At 61.9% G+C, this 13,770-nt stretch carries 16 protein-coding genes; 4 read left to right on the top strand and 12 right to left on the bottom strand.

Annotated elements, in window-relative coordinates; all coding sequences use genetic code 11:
- Positions 1–11: 11 nt before the first annotated feature.
- From FNB15_RS13195 to FNB15_RS13180, 4 genes are all read right to left on the bottom strand, one after another.
- Complete coding sequence (locus FNB15_RS13195; RefSeq protein WP_144069147.1) at positions 12–812, bottom strand: TerC family protein; 801 nt, start codon at positions 810–812, stop codon at positions 12–14.
- A 165-nt stretch (positions 813–977) separates the two neighbouring features.
- Complete coding sequence (locus FNB15_RS13190; RefSeq protein WP_144069146.1) at positions 978–1,802, bottom strand: class I SAM-dependent methyltransferase; 825 nt, start codon at positions 1,800–1,802, stop codon at positions 978–980.
- Between the two features lie 65 nt (positions 1,803–1,867).
- Positions 1,868–2,548, bottom strand: coding sequence for a cation efflux transmembrane domain-containing protein (locus FNB15_RS13185; RefSeq protein ID WP_144069145.1), 681 nt, complete (start codon positions 2,546–2,548; stop codon positions 1,868–1,870).
- Positions 2,549–2,564: 16 nt separating this feature from the next.
- Positions 2,565–2,912 (bottom strand): ArsR/SmtB family transcription factor, encoded by a 348-nt coding sequence (locus FNB15_RS13180; protein WP_246068683.1) that lies wholly within the window; start codon positions 2,910–2,912, stop codon positions 2,565–2,567.
- 180 nt (positions 2,913–3,092) lie between these two features.
- On the opposite strand from FNB15_RS13180, the gene FNB15_RS13175 reads away from it, so the two are divergent.
- Positions 3,093–3,362: a hypothetical protein gene (locus tag FNB15_RS13175; RefSeq protein WP_144069144.1), complete on the top strand. Its 270-nt coding sequence runs from the start codon at positions 3,093–3,095 to the stop codon at positions 3,360–3,362.
- Positions 3,363–3,378: 16 nt separating this feature from the next.
- On the opposite strand, the gene FNB15_RS13170 is transcribed toward FNB15_RS13175, so the two are convergent.
- Positions 3,379–3,606 (bottom strand): hypothetical protein, encoded by a 228-nt coding sequence (locus FNB15_RS13170; protein ID WP_144069143.1) that lies wholly within the window; start codon positions 3,604–3,606, stop codon positions 3,379–3,381.
- A 329-nt stretch (positions 3,607–3,935) separates the two neighbouring features.
- Between FNB15_RS13170 and FNB15_RS13165 the strand changes: the two genes are divergently transcribed.
- The 3 genes from FNB15_RS13165 to FNB15_RS13155 are packed head-to-tail and all read left to right on the top strand — an operon-like array spanning position 3,936 to position 6,352.
- Positions 3,936–4,892, top strand: coding sequence for a hypothetical protein (locus FNB15_RS13165; RefSeq protein ID WP_144069142.1), 957 nt, complete (start codon positions 3,936–3,938; stop codon positions 4,890–4,892).
- A gap of 12 nt (positions 4,893–4,904) precedes the next feature.
- Entirely contained in the window at positions 4,905–5,597 is a 693-nt protein-coding gene (locus tag FNB15_RS13160) for an SDR family oxidoreductase (RefSeq protein WP_144069141.1), read from the top strand.
- On the top strand, positions 5,591–6,352 hold the full coding sequence (locus FNB15_RS13155; protein ID WP_144069140.1) for an SDR family oxidoreductase: 762 nt from the start codon (positions 5,591–5,593) through the stop codon (positions 6,350–6,352). Before FNB15_RS13160 ends, FNB15_RS13155 begins: the two co-directional genes overlap by 7 nt.
- Positions 6,353–6,355: 3 nt before the next feature.
- Here the strand turns inward: FNB15_RS13155 and FNB15_RS13150 are convergent, their stop codons facing one another.
- The 7 genes from FNB15_RS13150 to FNB15_RS13125 form a co-directional block, all read right to left on the bottom strand.
- Positions 6,356–7,012, bottom strand: a complete 657-nt coding sequence (locus FNB15_RS13150) for a class I SAM-dependent methyltransferase (RefSeq protein WP_144069139.1) — start codon at positions 7,010–7,012, stop codon at positions 6,356–6,358.
- Positions 7,013–7,082: 70 nt separating this feature from the next.
- Positions 7,083–7,541 carry a GNAT family N-acetyltransferase gene (locus tag FNB15_RS13145; protein ID WP_221932646.1) on the bottom strand — a complete coding sequence of 153 codons (459 nt, stop codon included), beginning with the start codon at positions 7,539–7,541 and terminating at the stop codon, positions 7,083–7,085.
- Positions 7,541–7,963 (bottom strand): GFA family protein, encoded by a 423-nt coding sequence (locus tag FNB15_RS13140; RefSeq protein ID WP_185973547.1) that lies wholly within the window; start codon positions 7,961–7,963, stop codon positions 7,541–7,543. Before FNB15_RS13140 ends, FNB15_RS13145 begins: the two co-directional genes overlap by 1 nt.
- Before the next feature lie 10 nt (positions 7,964–7,973).
- A complete protein-coding gene (metH, locus tag FNB15_RS13135; RefSeq protein WP_185973546.1) occupies positions 7,974–10,679 on the bottom strand; it encodes a methionine synthase in 2,706 nt (901 codons plus the stop codon).
- Complete coding sequence (locus FNB15_RS20960) at positions 10,676–11,758, bottom strand: homocysteine S-methyltransferase family protein (protein WP_185973545.1); 1,083 nt, start codon at positions 11,756–11,758, stop codon at positions 10,676–10,678. Before FNB15_RS20960 ends, metH begins: the two co-directional genes overlap by 4 nt.
- Positions 11,758–12,675 carry a methylenetetrahydrofolate reductase [NAD(P)H] gene (gene metF, locus FNB15_RS13130; protein ID WP_144069137.1) on the bottom strand — a complete coding sequence of 306 codons (918 nt, stop codon included), beginning with the start codon at positions 12,673–12,675 and terminating at the stop codon, positions 11,758–11,760. Before metF ends, FNB15_RS20960 begins: the two co-directional genes overlap by 1 nt.
- On the bottom strand, positions 12,672–13,667 hold the full coding sequence (locus FNB15_RS13125; RefSeq protein WP_246068682.1) for an ArsR/SmtB family transcription factor: 996 nt from the start codon (positions 13,665–13,667) through the stop codon (positions 12,672–12,674). The genes metF and FNB15_RS13125 overlap by 4 nt, the downstream gene beginning before the upstream one ends.
- Positions 13,668–13,770: the final 103 nt, after the last annotated feature.

Raw genomic sequence — 13,770 nt, 5'->3', positions numbered from 1 at the left:
TCTCTCGCCAATTACTTCGTTTCGGTACTGCGACCTTCCGGATCGCGGATACCCCGGAAGGTTTGACTGAGCTTGGCCCGGCGAGACGCCATATTGAGCACCTCGACCAGTACCGAGAAGCCCATGGCGCCGTAGATCATCATCTTGGGGATTTCGACGTCGAAGCCTTCAGCCACCAGCGCCATGCCGATCATCACGAGGAACGACAGAGCCAGCATCACCACATTGGGGTTCTTGTTGACGAAGCGCGCCAGCGGCTCGGCCAGTGCCACCATGATGGCAACCGAGAGCAGCACGGCGACCACCATGATCTCGATCTGGCGCGACAGGCCGATGGCCGTGATCACGCTGTCGAGCGAGAAGACGATATCCAGGATGGCGATCTGGCCGATGACAGCCCAGAAGGCCGGATACTTCTTCTTCAGCGGCTCGCCGCTGGCAGAGGTGCTCCCCTCCATTTCGTCGGTTTCCTTGGGCGTGACCCGCTCATGGATTTCCATGGTCGCCTTCCAGATCAGGAAGAGGCCACCAAGGATCAGAACCAGGTCGCGGCCGGAAATCTCGATCTCGAACACGGTGAACAACGGCGCGGTCAGCGTGATCAGCCAGGCGGCCGAGAGCAGCAGCATGATGCGGGTGACCACCGCGCCCAGCAGGCCGAGCTTGCGGCCCAGGGGCTGCTGATGCTCAGGCAGGCGGCTGGTGAGAATGGTGATGAAGATAAGGTTGTCGACCGCCAGAACGAGTTCGAGCAAGACGAGACCCGCCAGCGCCAGAAGGGCTGCGGGGTCGAGAAAAACAGACAGGTCCATTGATGGCTATCCTGGGCTGGGGCTTACGAAGAAGCCGTCCGACATCGCTGCCATCCCGTATATGGCAACCAGAGGGGCCCGGACGTGGGTGGGAATGTAACCGGAATTATGTCGATTTCAAGGTGCAGATTTATGGAAATTTTATGCCGTCAGCCCGCCAGGCCATTAATCGCCCAGCCGGCGATAGACGTATTCGTCGCAACCCGAGCCTAAAGGCGCCCAGCCGCCCGGCCGGGTAAAGCTCCGTACATGCTCGAAACCCAGCCGCCCCATCAGCGCCGCGACTTCACCCGGCGCAATCGACTCATAGGGGTAACCGCCGAGCCAGTCATGGACGTCATGCTCGAAGTCCATGCCGCGCTTTTCCTTGTAGGACTGCACATGCGCCTTGAAATCGCGTCCCAGCAGAAGGAAGGCGAGACGTGTCGCCGCGATATATATTTGCTGCGCCAGGCGCTGCACCGACGGCGATGCCTTGGAATACCAGCGCTTTTCAAGCGTCCAGAGCGAACACAGCCTGGTCTTGCGATAGAGCGCGAAGGCAAATATGCCACCCGGGGCGGTCAGGGCCGCAGCACGCGTCAGGGCCTCATACATCGCGCCGGTGTGGTGCAGCACGCCCCAGGAGTACACCACATCGAACTGACCAAGGCCGGCATTGTCGGCCTCGAAAATACTGCATTGCCGGGCCGAACACTGGTCCTGCGTCTTGAGCGCGGTAAAAACCTGCTGGGCTGCCGCCACCGAATTCGGGTCGATATCGATGCCGAGAACGCTGCGAGCACCCAGCGTTTGTGCCGCCGCGGCATGCAGGCCTGAACCGCAGCCGATGTCGATCATTGTGCGATAGCGCAATCCATCCTCACCCAGCAACCGGGCCAGGGCAGCGCGCGCCTCGCCCAGACGCTTCTGGTCAATCAGCTTCGCGTAACTGGCCCAGTTTTCGCCGAAGGCGAAATGGTTTTCGAGTGATTTGAGATCGTTCTGCATACTCTTGCCGCTAGAAATATAGCCAATGGATTATGGCAAAAGCCTGCCGCTCACAAGTGGTTGCTCTATTCAGCAACAGATGTAGCGGGGCGCGTTTCGCGCAACTCGCTGCTCGCATGGCGGATCACCTGCGCCGAGCCCCAGAGGGCAAGGATCGCCATGAAGGCTGCCACGGCCAGATCCGGCCAGGCCGCGCCAGTGGCAAAAACACCGCTGGCGGCCGCCATCACGGCGAGGTTGCCGAGCGCATCGTTGCGGCTGCAGATCCAGACCGCACGCATGTTGCTGTCGCCGGTGCGGAAACGATACAGGATGACGGTGACCAGCACGTTCACCACCAGCGCGGCGAAGCCGATGACCCCCATCGTGGCTGGCTCAGGCACGGTGCCGGCAATCGCATGATTGATCGTCATGCCGGCGACCCACAGGCCAAAGATGCCCATGGTCACGCCCTTCAGCAGCGCAACGCGGGCGCGCCAGGCCAGAGCCATCGACAGTACGGCCAGCGCCAGACCGTAATTCGCCGCGTCACCCAGGAAGTCGGCAGAGTCGGCCAGAAGCGAGGTCGAACCTGCAGTCAGACCCGCACCGAGTTCGACGACAAACATGCCTGCATTCAGGATGAGCGCGATCCACAACGCCGGGCGCGCGGCATTGCTGTGGTCGTGATCATGATTGTGACCGCCGTGATTGTGGCCGTGATTGTGGCTGTGATTGTGAGACGGCGTGCAGCAGGAAGCGCCCATGGCGATATCCAATCCTTCAGGCGGTGTGTTCGAGGTGATCGTCGAGCGCGCTGTCTTCCTTGTGCGGCTCGGCAACATGTGCAGCCATGTCGGCCAGCATGTGACGCACATGATCGTCGGCGACATCATAAAAGATTTGCCGGCCATGCCGGATGCCGCGCACCAGCCGTGCCGCCTTGAGCAGGCGCAGATGATGGCTCGCCAGTTGCGGCGACAGGCCTGCTGCTTCCGCCGCTGTCGTTGCCGGAAGCGCACCGCCGCACAGGGTGACGACCAGACGCAGGCGCGAAGGATCGCCCAGCAGGCGGAACATGTCGGCGAGCTGATGAATGTGGGAGGAGTCGAGGTGGCGCATATCAAACATTTCAATATCTATTTAAATGTTTGATATGCAAAAGTCAAATAGAGCTTAACTCATTGCTATTACGGAATAAATTACTCGACAGGATGTCGTCGGAAAAGTCGTTGTGGTGATTCAAGGGGTACACCGGAACTGTGCACGGGGCGGCAGGATTTAGTCTGGGATGATATCTGGAGGTGAACCATGACCAATCCGAAAATCGCGGCCGTCCCCCACTCGGCTGACGACAAGATGCCCTATCCGCCGGCGGCCGGCGTCAACCTGGGCAACGACCTGGGCGCCGATGCGGAAGCTGCCGTCCAATCGGCGCAAACCTTCACGCCTGCCAATGAAGATGATGCCGGGCGTCGGGTAGCCGCCGATCCGGACGCAAAACCCGGCCGCTGGCATACTCCGCTGCTGCTCATCGTCGCCGCCCTTGTCGGCGCCGCCTTCCTGCTTGCCATCAGATAGGCAAGCCGAAGCGCTTTCAATTGGGCAGCTGCCCTTCGATCGAGGTCAGGAGCACGACGGCCGACGTCACGCGCTTCCACGCAACCTCGGCAGCAGCATCGCCATGATTGCAGCAATACTCCACTTCCTGAGCAGCTCTGGCCAAAGCCTGCGGGCCGTAGACCTGAATCAGCTTACCAGCCGACATCCACGTATTCCGGTCCAGCAGTGCCGTCTGGAGTGCAACATCCTTATAGGTCTGCATGGCTAACTCCTCCATCAAACGCGACAGAAGATAGACAGTCCGAAGCCACCCATGGTTCCTGCAAGAGCTGTAGCCTGTCGGTGACAGATGGCGTGACCGAATCGACCACCCGGAACATATTTGTGACGAGGTTTCCGCTGCCGATTGCGCAGACCAGCCATGACCTTGCAGAGGCGGAGAATATCTTTGCACCTGACCGCAGCGGGGCTATGCTTTTTAGCCATAATGAGAAAAACCCGCCCCGCCATGATCTGCCTGCCTCGCCAAATCATTGCCCCGTCATGCATCTCATGTGAAACCGGTCTCGGTCTTCGTCTGGATATGTGGCCATGATCCACGCGCTGTTTTATGCGCCGCTCGACTTCATGGGCCGGCATGCCACCAGATTCCTGTTTGGCGGTGTGCTGGTCGGGCTGCTCATTCCGCCGCTGGCCGAACTGCTGCGACCGGGACTGGTCGTTTTCCTGCTGTTGCCACTGACGCTGTCGCTGATGCGGCTCGACTGGAGCGCGTTCCAGGCTTATGCGCGCCGACCGCTGCTGTTCATCCCGATCATCGTCTTTCTGCTGCTGATCTGCCCGCTGCTGATGTTCGCCGCCCTGCTGCCACTCGGCCTGCCTCGCCCGCTGATGGAAGCCATCGTGCTGATGGCAGCCGCGCCGCCAATCACCGGCACGGTGGCGATTGCCCTGATCCTCGGCCTTGATGCCGCGCTGGCCGTGATCGCCATGGTGATCGCCACCGCGCTGGTGCCCTTCACGCTGCCGCCTCTCGCCCTGCTGCTGCTCAATATCGAAGTGCAGATGTCATTGGTGGAGTTCATGGGCCGGCTGGCGCTGATGGTCGGCTTCGCCTTCGCCGCCGCCCTGGTGGCGCACCGTACCCTGCCGCCCGGCTGGCTGAAGGAGAACAAGCGCCTGATGGATGGCTCGTCCGTGCTGGCGCTGGTGTTGTTTGCCATTGCCATCATGGATGGTGTGACCGCCAAGCTGATGGCGCAGCCGGGCTATGTCATCCTCGCCACCGCTTCGGCGTTCATCGCCAATTTGTCGCTGCAGGCCATCGGCTATACGGTCGGACGCTATGTGCTGCGTTTCGACCAGGCCGCGGCACTGACCCTCGGGATTCTCGCTGGCAACTGCAATATGGGCCTGGTGATGGTGTCGCTGGCCGACCGTGCCGTCTTCGACATGGTGGTGTTCTTCGCCATGGGGCAGTTGCCCATGTATATGCTGCCTGGCCTCTTGCAGCCGGTCTATCGCCGCGTCGCGGCCCTGCAAAGCTGAAGGAGTGAACCGATGCCGACCTTGCTGATCACCGGCGCCAATCGCGGCATCGGCCTGGAACTGACCAAACGCTACGCCACCGATGGCTGGACTGTCATTGCCGCCTGCCGCGAACCGCAATCGGCCACGGCGCTGAAAGCCATACGCGGAATCACGGTCGAGGCTCTGGATGTTACCGATTATGCGGCTGTGGACAAACTGGCGCAGACATACGATGGAACCGCAATCGACCTGCTGCTGAACAATGCCGGCATTTACGGCAACCGCGACGGCGCACTTAAAGTCAGCGACTTCGACATCTATCTTGAAGTCCTGCGCGTCAACAGCGTGGCGCCGATGAAGCTGGCGCTGGCTTTCCTGCCGCATCTGAAAGCTGCCCAGAACCGCTCCGGGGGCGGCGCGAAGATTGCCACGATCTCCAGCCGCATGGGTTCGATCGAGCAGGGCAGCGGCGGCTCCTACGCCTATCGCGCCTCGAAGGCGGCGATCAATGCCGGCATGCACAACCTGGCGCTCGACCTGAAATCGAGCAACATCGCCTGCATCACCCTGCATCCCGGCTGGGTGAAAACCGACATGGGCGGCAGTGGCGCGGATATCGACGTCGGCACCAGCGCGGCCGGCCTGAAAAAAGTGATCGACAGCCTCACGCTCAAGGATACCGGAAAATTCTACAACTACGACGGCGGGGAAATCCCATGGTGAGTCAAGCAGGCGGGAAGCATATCCTCATCACCGGCGGCAGCCGCGGCATCGGCCGCGCCTGCGCCATCATGGCGGGCCAGCGCGGCTGGTCGGTTGGCGTGAATTACGCGGGCAATGAGAAGGCGGCGCTTGAGACCGTGCAGGCCGTGCAGAAAGCCGGCGGGCGCGGCATTGCGATCCGGGGCGATGTGGCGCGTGAAGCCGACGTGATTGCCATGTTCGACGCGACCGAAAAGGCTTTCGGCAAGCTGGACGCGCTGATCAACAACGCCGGTATCGTCGGACCGAAGCAGGCATTTGCCGACTATTCCTTCGAGCGCATGCAGCGCATGTTCGAGATCAACGTGCTGGGGGCCTATCTTTGTGCGCGCGAGGCAGCGCGTCGCATGGCGAAACCGCGTGGTGGCAAGGGCGGCAGTATCGTCAACATGTCGTCCATCGCGTCCCGGCTTGGCGCCGCCGGCGAATATGTCGATTACGCCGGCTCGAAAGGCGCCGTGGATACTATGACCATAGGCCTGGCGCGTGAACTCGCGCCGGACGGCATCCGTGTCAATGCGATCCGCCCCGGCCTGATCGATACCGAGATTCATGCCAGCGGTGGACAACCCGATCGCGCCGCCCGCCTTGGCGCCACCACACCCATGGGGCGCGCCGGCACCGCCGACGAAGTGGCCGAAGCGGCGATCTGGCTGATCGAGAACGGGAGCGATTACCTGACCGCGTCGCTGATCGATGTGGCCGGTGGGCGCTGACCCTCACCTGCTGGACGTAATCGCAATCGGCTTGGGGTCGTCGTTACAATTAAAAATCACGATGAAGTAATCCGTCGTGATACCCAGAGCGGCACGACGGCTCTCGAATTTCTGAGCCCACCACTGCGGGTCCTTCAGAGTCACATGCACATTTTCGCCATTGGGAAAGGTCTTGCCGGCGGGATAGGTCGCGATGCATGCATAGACCATCTTGTTGGCGAAGCCATACAGCTCGTCGATGATCCAGTCCATATCCTCTTCCGGGATATGCTCCATGACGTCGGTGCAAATCACGGCGTCGAATCTCTCGCCGAGCGGCAGCCTGGACAGCGGCTCATAGCCCGGGTCATACAGCCGGATTTCATTCACCCCCCAGAAAGTGCGCAGATCAACTTTCTGACTGCTGTCGGCCGAGGGAAACAACGGTGCGGTGTAGAACCTGGCCTTGCCCGCACCATAATCGAGCACGGACTTGACGCCAAACTGATCGATGAGCGATTTGATCGGACCGACATGCGGCAACAGGCTCTGGCCCGTGAAAGTATCTTTAGCAGCGACCGAATGACCCGACGATTGCGTACCTTCGGCATGCATCTGCTGATAAAAGCCGACCAGCTCGTTATAACGCGCGCTGGGGTTGGCGCGGCTGTAGGTCATCATCCAGTCTCCGGGACCTGGGCGCTATGGCAGTCTATGGCCAGACATTTATCACACTGAGCCACCGGCAGCATCAATCCAGATACAGCTTCATGCCGACATGGCTGGCCTTGAAGCCCAGCCGCTCGTAAAGCCTGTGTGCGCCCTGCCGGCTGTTGTCAGACGTCAGCTGCACCATCTTGCAGCCTTTCTGCTTCGCCCGCGCAATGGCATGGCGGATCAGATCCGACCCCAGCCCCTTGCCACGTAAGCTGGACTCGATCCGCACGGCCTCGATCTGGGCGCGCTGCTTGCCCAGGCTGCCCAGCCCCGGCAGTACCAACAACTGCAGGCAACCGATCACCTTCGCGGACTCATCTTCGGCCAGGATCACCTCGGCACCGATCTTCTGCAGCCCGGCAAAGGCGATGCCATACTCCGGTGGCAGCGGATCGGTATAGCGCTCGCGACTGCCGCCCAGATGATCGTCGGCCAGCAGGCGCACGATCTCGGGCAGGTCGGCTTCGGTGGCAAGGCGAAAGCTCAGCATCATCACGGTCCGTCCAGCGGTTCGAGGCCGGTCACACCGCCAGCTTTGCTAGCTGTCATAGCGACATCGCACCAGGGCACGCCGGAATCGAAATAATAGTGCGTGCCGGGTTGCGGCAGGTTGTCACCCGTCACGATACCCAGCGGGAGACCAACAATATCGGGCTCGCGGCTGTCGGTGGAATAGACATGTGCACCACAGTGTCGGCAGAAATGCCGGGTCGCGTTTGCGGTCACCGCAAAGGCAGTGAGATCGTCAGCGCCGGCCTCGATACGGAAGCCTGCCTTGGGCAGATTGAGCCAGGTGGTGAAGGCGGCACCTGACAAGCAGCGGCATTGCGAACAATGGCAGTGCAATGCACCGGCTTCGGCAAGATCGAGACGGGCGCGCACGGCGCCGCAATAGCAGCCTGCCCCCGCAGTCATGGGCGGGCGGTCACTCCGCCGCCTCGGCGTCGAACCGCGCCGGATCGTAGGCCAGGTTCGGTGCCAGCCAACGCTCCATCGTGGCCATATCCATGCCCTTGCGCTTGGCATAGTCGGCCACCTGGTCGCGCTCGATGCGGCCAATGCCGAAATAGTCCGACTGCGGGTGGCTGAAATACCAGCCGCTGACAGCGGCAGACGGCCACATGGCAAAACTTTCAGTCAGCTGGATGCCGGCATTCTCGGTCGGCTGCAGCAGCTTGAACAGCGTCGCCTTCTCGGTGTGGTCCGGGCAGGCCGGATAGCCCGGCGCCGGACGGATGCCGCGATAGGCTTCAGCGATCAGTGCGTCATTATCCAGCGTCTCGTCGCCGGCATAACCCCAGAATTCCTTGCGCACGCGTTCATGCATATGCTCGGCAAAGGCTTCGGCCAGGCGATCAGCCAGCGCCTGCGCCAGGATGCCGGAATAATCATCCTGCTTGGCGGTGAATTCGCGCTTGATCCACTCGTCCAGCCCGAGCCCGGTGGTGACGGCGAAAGCGCCGACATAATCGGTGATGCCGGTCTCCTGCGGCGCGACGAAATCGGCCAGGCAATGGTTGGCGCGGTCGCGATCGCGCTTCATCTGCTGGCGCAGCATATGCAGGCGCGCGATCTCGCTGCCGCCCTCGAATAACGCGACATCATCGTCATTCACCTGGTTGGCCGGCCAGAAGCCGATCACGGCCGCGGCCTGGATCGGCTTTTCCTTCACGATGCGGTCGAGCATGGCTCGCGCATCCTTGAACAGGCCGCGCGCCGCCTCGCCCACCACGTCATCCTGCAGGATGGCGGGATACTTGCCGCGCAGCTCCCAGGAAGCGAAGAACGGCGACCAGTCGATCCGCTCGATCAGCCGGTCTATCGGATAATCCTTGAACACTTTCACGCCGGTGAAGCTCGGCTTCGGCGGCTGATAACCCGTCCAGTCGACCTTCACCTTGTTCTTGCGGACATCGGCAATCGTCTGACGCGGACCGGTGTTGCGCTCGCGCGAATGAATCTCGCGGATTTTGGCATATTCATTCGCCACTTCGCCAGCGTAGACCGGGCGGTCGTTGGCCGAGACCAGACGACCAGCGACACCGACCGCACGCGAGGCATCGGTCACGTAAATCACCGGTCCCTTATAGTTCGGCGCGATCTTGACGGCGGTATGCACCTTGGACGTGGTCGCGCCGCCGATCAGCAGCGGCAGCTCGAGGCCTTCGCGCTGCATTTCGCTGGCGACATAGCACATCTCGTCCAGGCTCGGCGTGATCAGGCCGCTGAGGCCGATGATATCGACATTCTGCTTCTTCGCCTCGTCCAGGATGCGGGCGCAGGACACCATGACGCCGAGGTCGATCACCTCGTAATTGTTGCACTGGAGCACGACGCCGACGATGTTCTTGCCGATATCGTGCACATCGCCTTTCACCGTGGCCATCAGCACCTTGCCATTGGTCTTGGCCGGGCCGGAATTCTTTTCCGCCTCGATGAAGGGCAACAGGTAAGCCACGGCCTTCTTCATCACGCGGGCGGACTTCACCACCTGCGGCAGGAACATCTTGCCGGCGCCAAACAGGTCGCCCACGACGTTCATGCCATCCATCAGCGGGCCTTCGATCACTTCAAGCGGCTTGGCGACGATATGGCGGGCTTCTTCGGTATCCTCGTCGATGAAATCCGCGATGCCGTGTACCAGCGCATGTGTCAGTCGCGCGCGCACTTCCTTCTGGCGCCACGACATATCGACTTCCTGCGACCTGGCACCGCCCTTGAAGCGTTCGGCGATTTCCAGCATGCGCTCGGTCGCGTCCGGCCGGCGGTTGAGCAGCACGTCTTCCACGCGCTCGCGCAGCTCTGCAGGGATGTCTTCGTAAACCGGCAGCTGACCGGCATTCACGATGCCCATGTCCATGCCGTTCTGCATGCCGTAATACAGAAACACGGCGTGCATCGCCTCGCGGACCTGTTCGTTACCGCGGAACGAGAATGACACGTTGGAGACGCCGCCCGAGATATGACAATGGGGCAGATTCTCGCGGATGCGCTTCGCGCCTTCGAAAAACTCGACCGCGTAGTTGTTATGCTCCTCGATGCCGGTGGCGACGGCGAAAATATTCGGGTCGAAGATGATGTCTTCCGGCGGGAAACCGATCTTCTCGGTCAGCAGCTTGTAGGCCCGTTCGCAGATTTCGTACTTACGGTCCGCCGTATCGGCCTGGCCCTGCTCGTCGAAGGCCATCACCACCACGGCAGCACCATAACGGCGCACCTTGCGGGCATGCTCCAGGAAGGCGTCCTCGCCCTCCTTCATGCTGATCGAATTGACAATGGCCTTGCCCTGCACGCATTTCAGGCCGGCCTCGATCACATCCCATTTTGAGCTGTCGATCATGATCGGCACGCGCGAGATATCAGGCTCGGAGGCGATCAGATTCAGATACTTGATCATCGCCGCCTTGGAGTCGAGCATGCCCTCATCCATGTTGACGTCGATGATCTGCGCTCCGCTTTCCACCTGCTGACGCGCCACGGTCAGCGCGGTGTCATAGTCGTCATTCAGGATCAGCTTGCGGAATTTGGCCGAGCCGGTGACGTTGGTGCGTTCACCGATATTGATGAAAACCGGGCCGTTGAAGCCGCGGTTTTCGGACTCGGGGGAAAAGGACTCGTCGATATCGGTCATGCTGCTGGCACTGCAAAGGGTTCAAGACCGCTGAGCCGGAGCTGCGGCGGAATGGTCGGGATGCGGCGCGGCTTCACGCCCTGCACACTGTCGGCGATGGCCCTGATATGATCGGGCGTGGTGCCACAGCAGCCGCCGACGATATTCAGCAGGCCGGACAGCGCCCATTCGCGCAGATGGCCGGCCGTCGTATGCGGCTCTTCGTCATATTCGCCGAACTGGTTGGGCAAACCGGCATTGGGATAGGCGCTGACCGGCACATCGGCCACGCGGCTCAACTCGGCGACATAGGCGCGCATCAGGTCGGCACCGAAGGCGCAGTTCAGGCCGACTGAAAACGGCTTGGTGTGACGCAGGCTGTTCCAGAAGGCTTCCGTGGTCTGGCCTGACAATGTGCGGCCGGACAGATCGGTGATGGTGCCCGAGATCATGATCGGCCACTCTTCACCCAGCTCGTCGAACAGCTCGTAGACGCCGAAGGCAGCCGCCTTGGCGTTCAGCGTGTCGAAGATCGTCTCGATCAGCAGCAGATCGGCGCCGCCTTCAACCAGCCCACGCGCCTGCTGCCTGTAGGCGTCTTTCAGTTCATCGAAGGTGACATTGCGGAAATCCGGCCGGTTCACGTCGGGCGACAGCGAGGCCGTGCGATTTGTGGGTCCGATGGCGCCGGCAACGAAACGCGGCTTCGACGGGTCCTTCGCGGTATATTCATCGGCCGCGAGGCGGGCGATTCTGGCACCTTCGCGATTGATGTCATCGACAGCCGCTTCCAGATGGTAATCAGCCTGGCTGATCGTGGTCCCGCTGAAGGTGTTGGTTTCGATCAGGTCAGCGCCGGCATCGAGATATTCGCGATGCACCTCGCCGATCACATCAGGCCGCGTGATGTTGAGGAGGTCGTGGTTGCCCTTAAGGTCGCTGTTGGCACCCTTGAAGCGTTCGCCGCGATAGTCGGCCTCGTTCAGCTTGCGCCGCTGCAGCATGGTGCCCATCGCGCCATCCAGCACCAGGATGCGGTCCTTTGCCGCTGCCTTCAGCGCCGCGCGGCGTTCCTTGCGTTGCTCCGGGGTATCGAACATCAGGCCGCCACCTCGCCGGCAATCGCCGGCTTCGGCCGCACACCCAGCACATGGCAGATGGCGTAAGTCAGGTCGGCGCGGTTCAGCGTGTAGAAATGGAATTCGTCGATTCCGGCAGCGAGAAGCCGGCGGCACTGCTCGGCAGCGATATGCGCCGCCACCATGCGCCGCGTCTCGGGATCATCGTCCAGACCATCGAACTGGTCGGCCATCCAGGCCGGCACGCTGGCGCCACAGGCGGCGGAGAATTTTGTCACCTGGCGGAAATTGGTGACCGGCAGGATGCCGGGCACGATCGGAATGGTGATGCCGGCCGAACGGGCGCGGTCGAGGAAACGGAAATAGACATCCGTATCGAAAAAATACTGCGTGATGCAGCGCGTCGCGCCAGCATCGGCCTTGCGCTTCAGATGTTCCAGCTCGATACGCGGTGAGGCCGTATCGGGATGACCCTCGGGATAGCAGCCAACGCTGATCTCGAAATCGGCGATCTTCTTCAGGCCCGCGATCAGATCGGTGGAATTGGCGTAGCCCTGCGGATGCGGCTGGAAACCGCCGCTGCCTTCCGGGGCATCGCCACGCAGCGCCACGATATGGCGGATGCCGGCCTGCCAGTAATGCTGCGCCACCTCGTCCACCTCGCCCTTGGAAGCGCCGACGCAGGTGAGATGCGCGGCCGGCTTCAGGCCGGTTTCGTTGAGGATGCGGACGACTGTGTTATGCGTGCGCTCACGCGTCGAGCCGCCGGCACCGTAGGTGACCGAAACGAAGCGCGGACTGAGCGGCGCCAGGCGCATGACGCTGCGCCACAGGCTCTCCTCCATTTCCGGCGTCTTGGGCGGGAAGAACTCGAACGAGACCTTCAGCGGGCCCGAGCGCCGCGCGGCATGGGCATTGGGTTCGGTCAGCGTGGTCATGCGGCAGCACTCTTCTGTGAAATGGCAGTCACCGGGACGCCGCGCTTGGTGGCGCGCCAGACATGGACGGTCAGCGGATGGCCCGGCAGCGCGGTGACCGGATCGAGGTCAAGCCCGGCCGCAGCGCACCAGGGGCGCAATTCGGCATCGGCAAAGCCAAGGCGGCGGTGCGCATGACGGGCGCGCAGGTCTTCCAGGTTATGCGGTGCGAAATCGACTATCACCAGGTGGCCGCCGGGCGTCAGCACGCGGGCGGCTTCCTGGATCGCCTTCTGCGGTTCGTCGGCGAAATGCAGCACCTGATGGATCACCGCCGCATCGATGCTGTTGCTGTCGAGCGGCAGGGCATACATGTCGGCCTGACGAACCTGGCAATGCTTGATGCCAGCACGTTCCAGGTTGCTGCGTGCAATGCTCAGCATGTCACGGCTGCTATCGACGCCGAGGCCGCGCTTCACTTTCGGGCTGAGGATTTCCAGCAGCCTGCCGGTGCCGGTGCCGATGTCGAGCAGATCGCCGATCGGCTGACCGCCATCCAGCATCTTCAGCACGGCGGCCTCAACCTGGGCTTCATCAATATGCAGCGAGCGGATCGCCGACCACTGGGCGGCATTGTCGCGGAAATACCGTTCGGCGGCCTCGGTGCGGGCGCGCTTCACGGCGATCAGCCGCTCGGCATCGCGCGCCAGAATGGGGTCCTCGGCCGGCAGCAACGTGGCCAGCGCACGGGCCAGCGGCGCACCGGCCAGCCGATCGCCCACGCGATAGAAAGCCCAGGTGCCTTCCGGCACACGCTCCAGCAGCCCCGCCTCGCAGAGCAGTTTCAGATGTCGCGAGACGCGCGGCTGACTTTGGCCCAGAATCTGGGTGAGCTCTGACACCGTGAGCTGGCTGTCGGCGCAGAGCGCCAGCAGGCGCAGCCGCGTCGGCTCGGCGGCAGCCCGCAAAGCGGCCATCAGGACGTCCAGGGTAAAGCTCGGCTCGATGTTCATGGACTATATATAAACATATCTTTATGTATTTGTGTAGAACTAAATCGCGTCATAAAAAGAATCATGGCCTTCATAATGCAGCCGGGCTATGAATTCGCCTCGC

The sequence above is a fragment of the Ferrovibrio terrae genome (assembly GCF_007197755.1).
Lineage (GTDB): Bacteria > Pseudomonadota > Alphaproteobacteria > Ferrovibrionales > Ferrovibrionaceae > Ferrovibrio > Ferrovibrio terrae.
This window is presented reverse-complemented; position numbering and strand designations above follow the sequence as displayed.

Coding starts and splice junctions, on each gene's coding strand:
- FNB15_RS13195 (WP_144069147.1), bottom strand. CDS start 812: ATGGACCTGTCTGTTTTTCTCGACCCCGCAGCCCTTCTGGCGCTGGCG.
- FNB15_RS13190 (WP_144069146.1), bottom strand. CDS start 1,802: ATGCAGAACGATCTCAAATCACTCGAAAACCATTTCGCCTTCGGCGAA.
- FNB15_RS13185 (WP_144069145.1), bottom strand. CDS start 2,548: ATGGGCGCTTCCTGCTGCACGCCGTCTCACAATCACAGCCACAATCAC.
- FNB15_RS13180 (WP_246068683.1), bottom strand. CDS start 2,912: ATGTTTGATATGCGCCACCTCGACTCCTCCCACATTCATCAGCTCGCC.
- FNB15_RS13175 (WP_144069144.1), top strand. CDS start 3,093: ATGACCAATCCGAAAATCGCGGCCGTCCCCCACTCGGCTGACGACAAG.
- FNB15_RS13170 (WP_144069143.1), bottom strand. CDS start 3,606: ATGCAGACCTATAAGGATGTTGCACTCCAGACGGCACTGCTGGACCGG.
- FNB15_RS13165 (WP_144069142.1), top strand. CDS start 3,936: ATGATCCACGCGCTGTTTTATGCGCCGCTCGACTTCATGGGCCGGCAT.
- FNB15_RS13160 (WP_144069141.1), top strand. CDS start 4,905: ATGCCGACCTTGCTGATCACCGGCGCCAATCGCGGCATCGGCCTGGAA.
- FNB15_RS13155 (WP_144069140.1), top strand. CDS start 5,591: ATGGTGAGTCAAGCAGGCGGGAAGCATATCCTCATCACCGGCGGCAGC.
- FNB15_RS13150 (WP_144069139.1), bottom strand. CDS start 7,012: ATGATGACCTACAGCCGCGCCAACCCCAGCGCGCGTTATAACGAGCTG.
- FNB15_RS13145 (WP_221932646.1), bottom strand. CDS start 7,541: ATGATGCTGAGCTTTCGCCTTGCCACCGAAGCCGACCTGCCCGAGATC.
- FNB15_RS13140 (WP_185973547.1), bottom strand. CDS start 7,963: ATGACTGCGGGGGCAGGCTGCTATTGCGGCGCCGTGCGCGCCCGTCTC.
- metH (WP_185973546.1), bottom strand. CDS start 10,679: ATGACCGATATCGACGAGTCCTTTTCCCCCGAGTCCGAAAACCGCGGC.
- FNB15_RS20960 (WP_185973545.1), bottom strand. CDS start 11,758: ATGTTCGATACCCCGGAGCAACGCAAGGAACGCCGCGCGGCGCTGAAG.
- metF (WP_144069137.1), bottom strand. CDS start 12,675: ATGACCACGCTGACCGAACCCAATGCCCATGCCGCGCGGCGCTCGGGC.
- FNB15_RS13125 (WP_246068682.1), bottom strand. CDS start 13,667: ATGAACATCGAGCCGAGCTTTACCCTGGACGTCCTGATGGCCGCTTTG.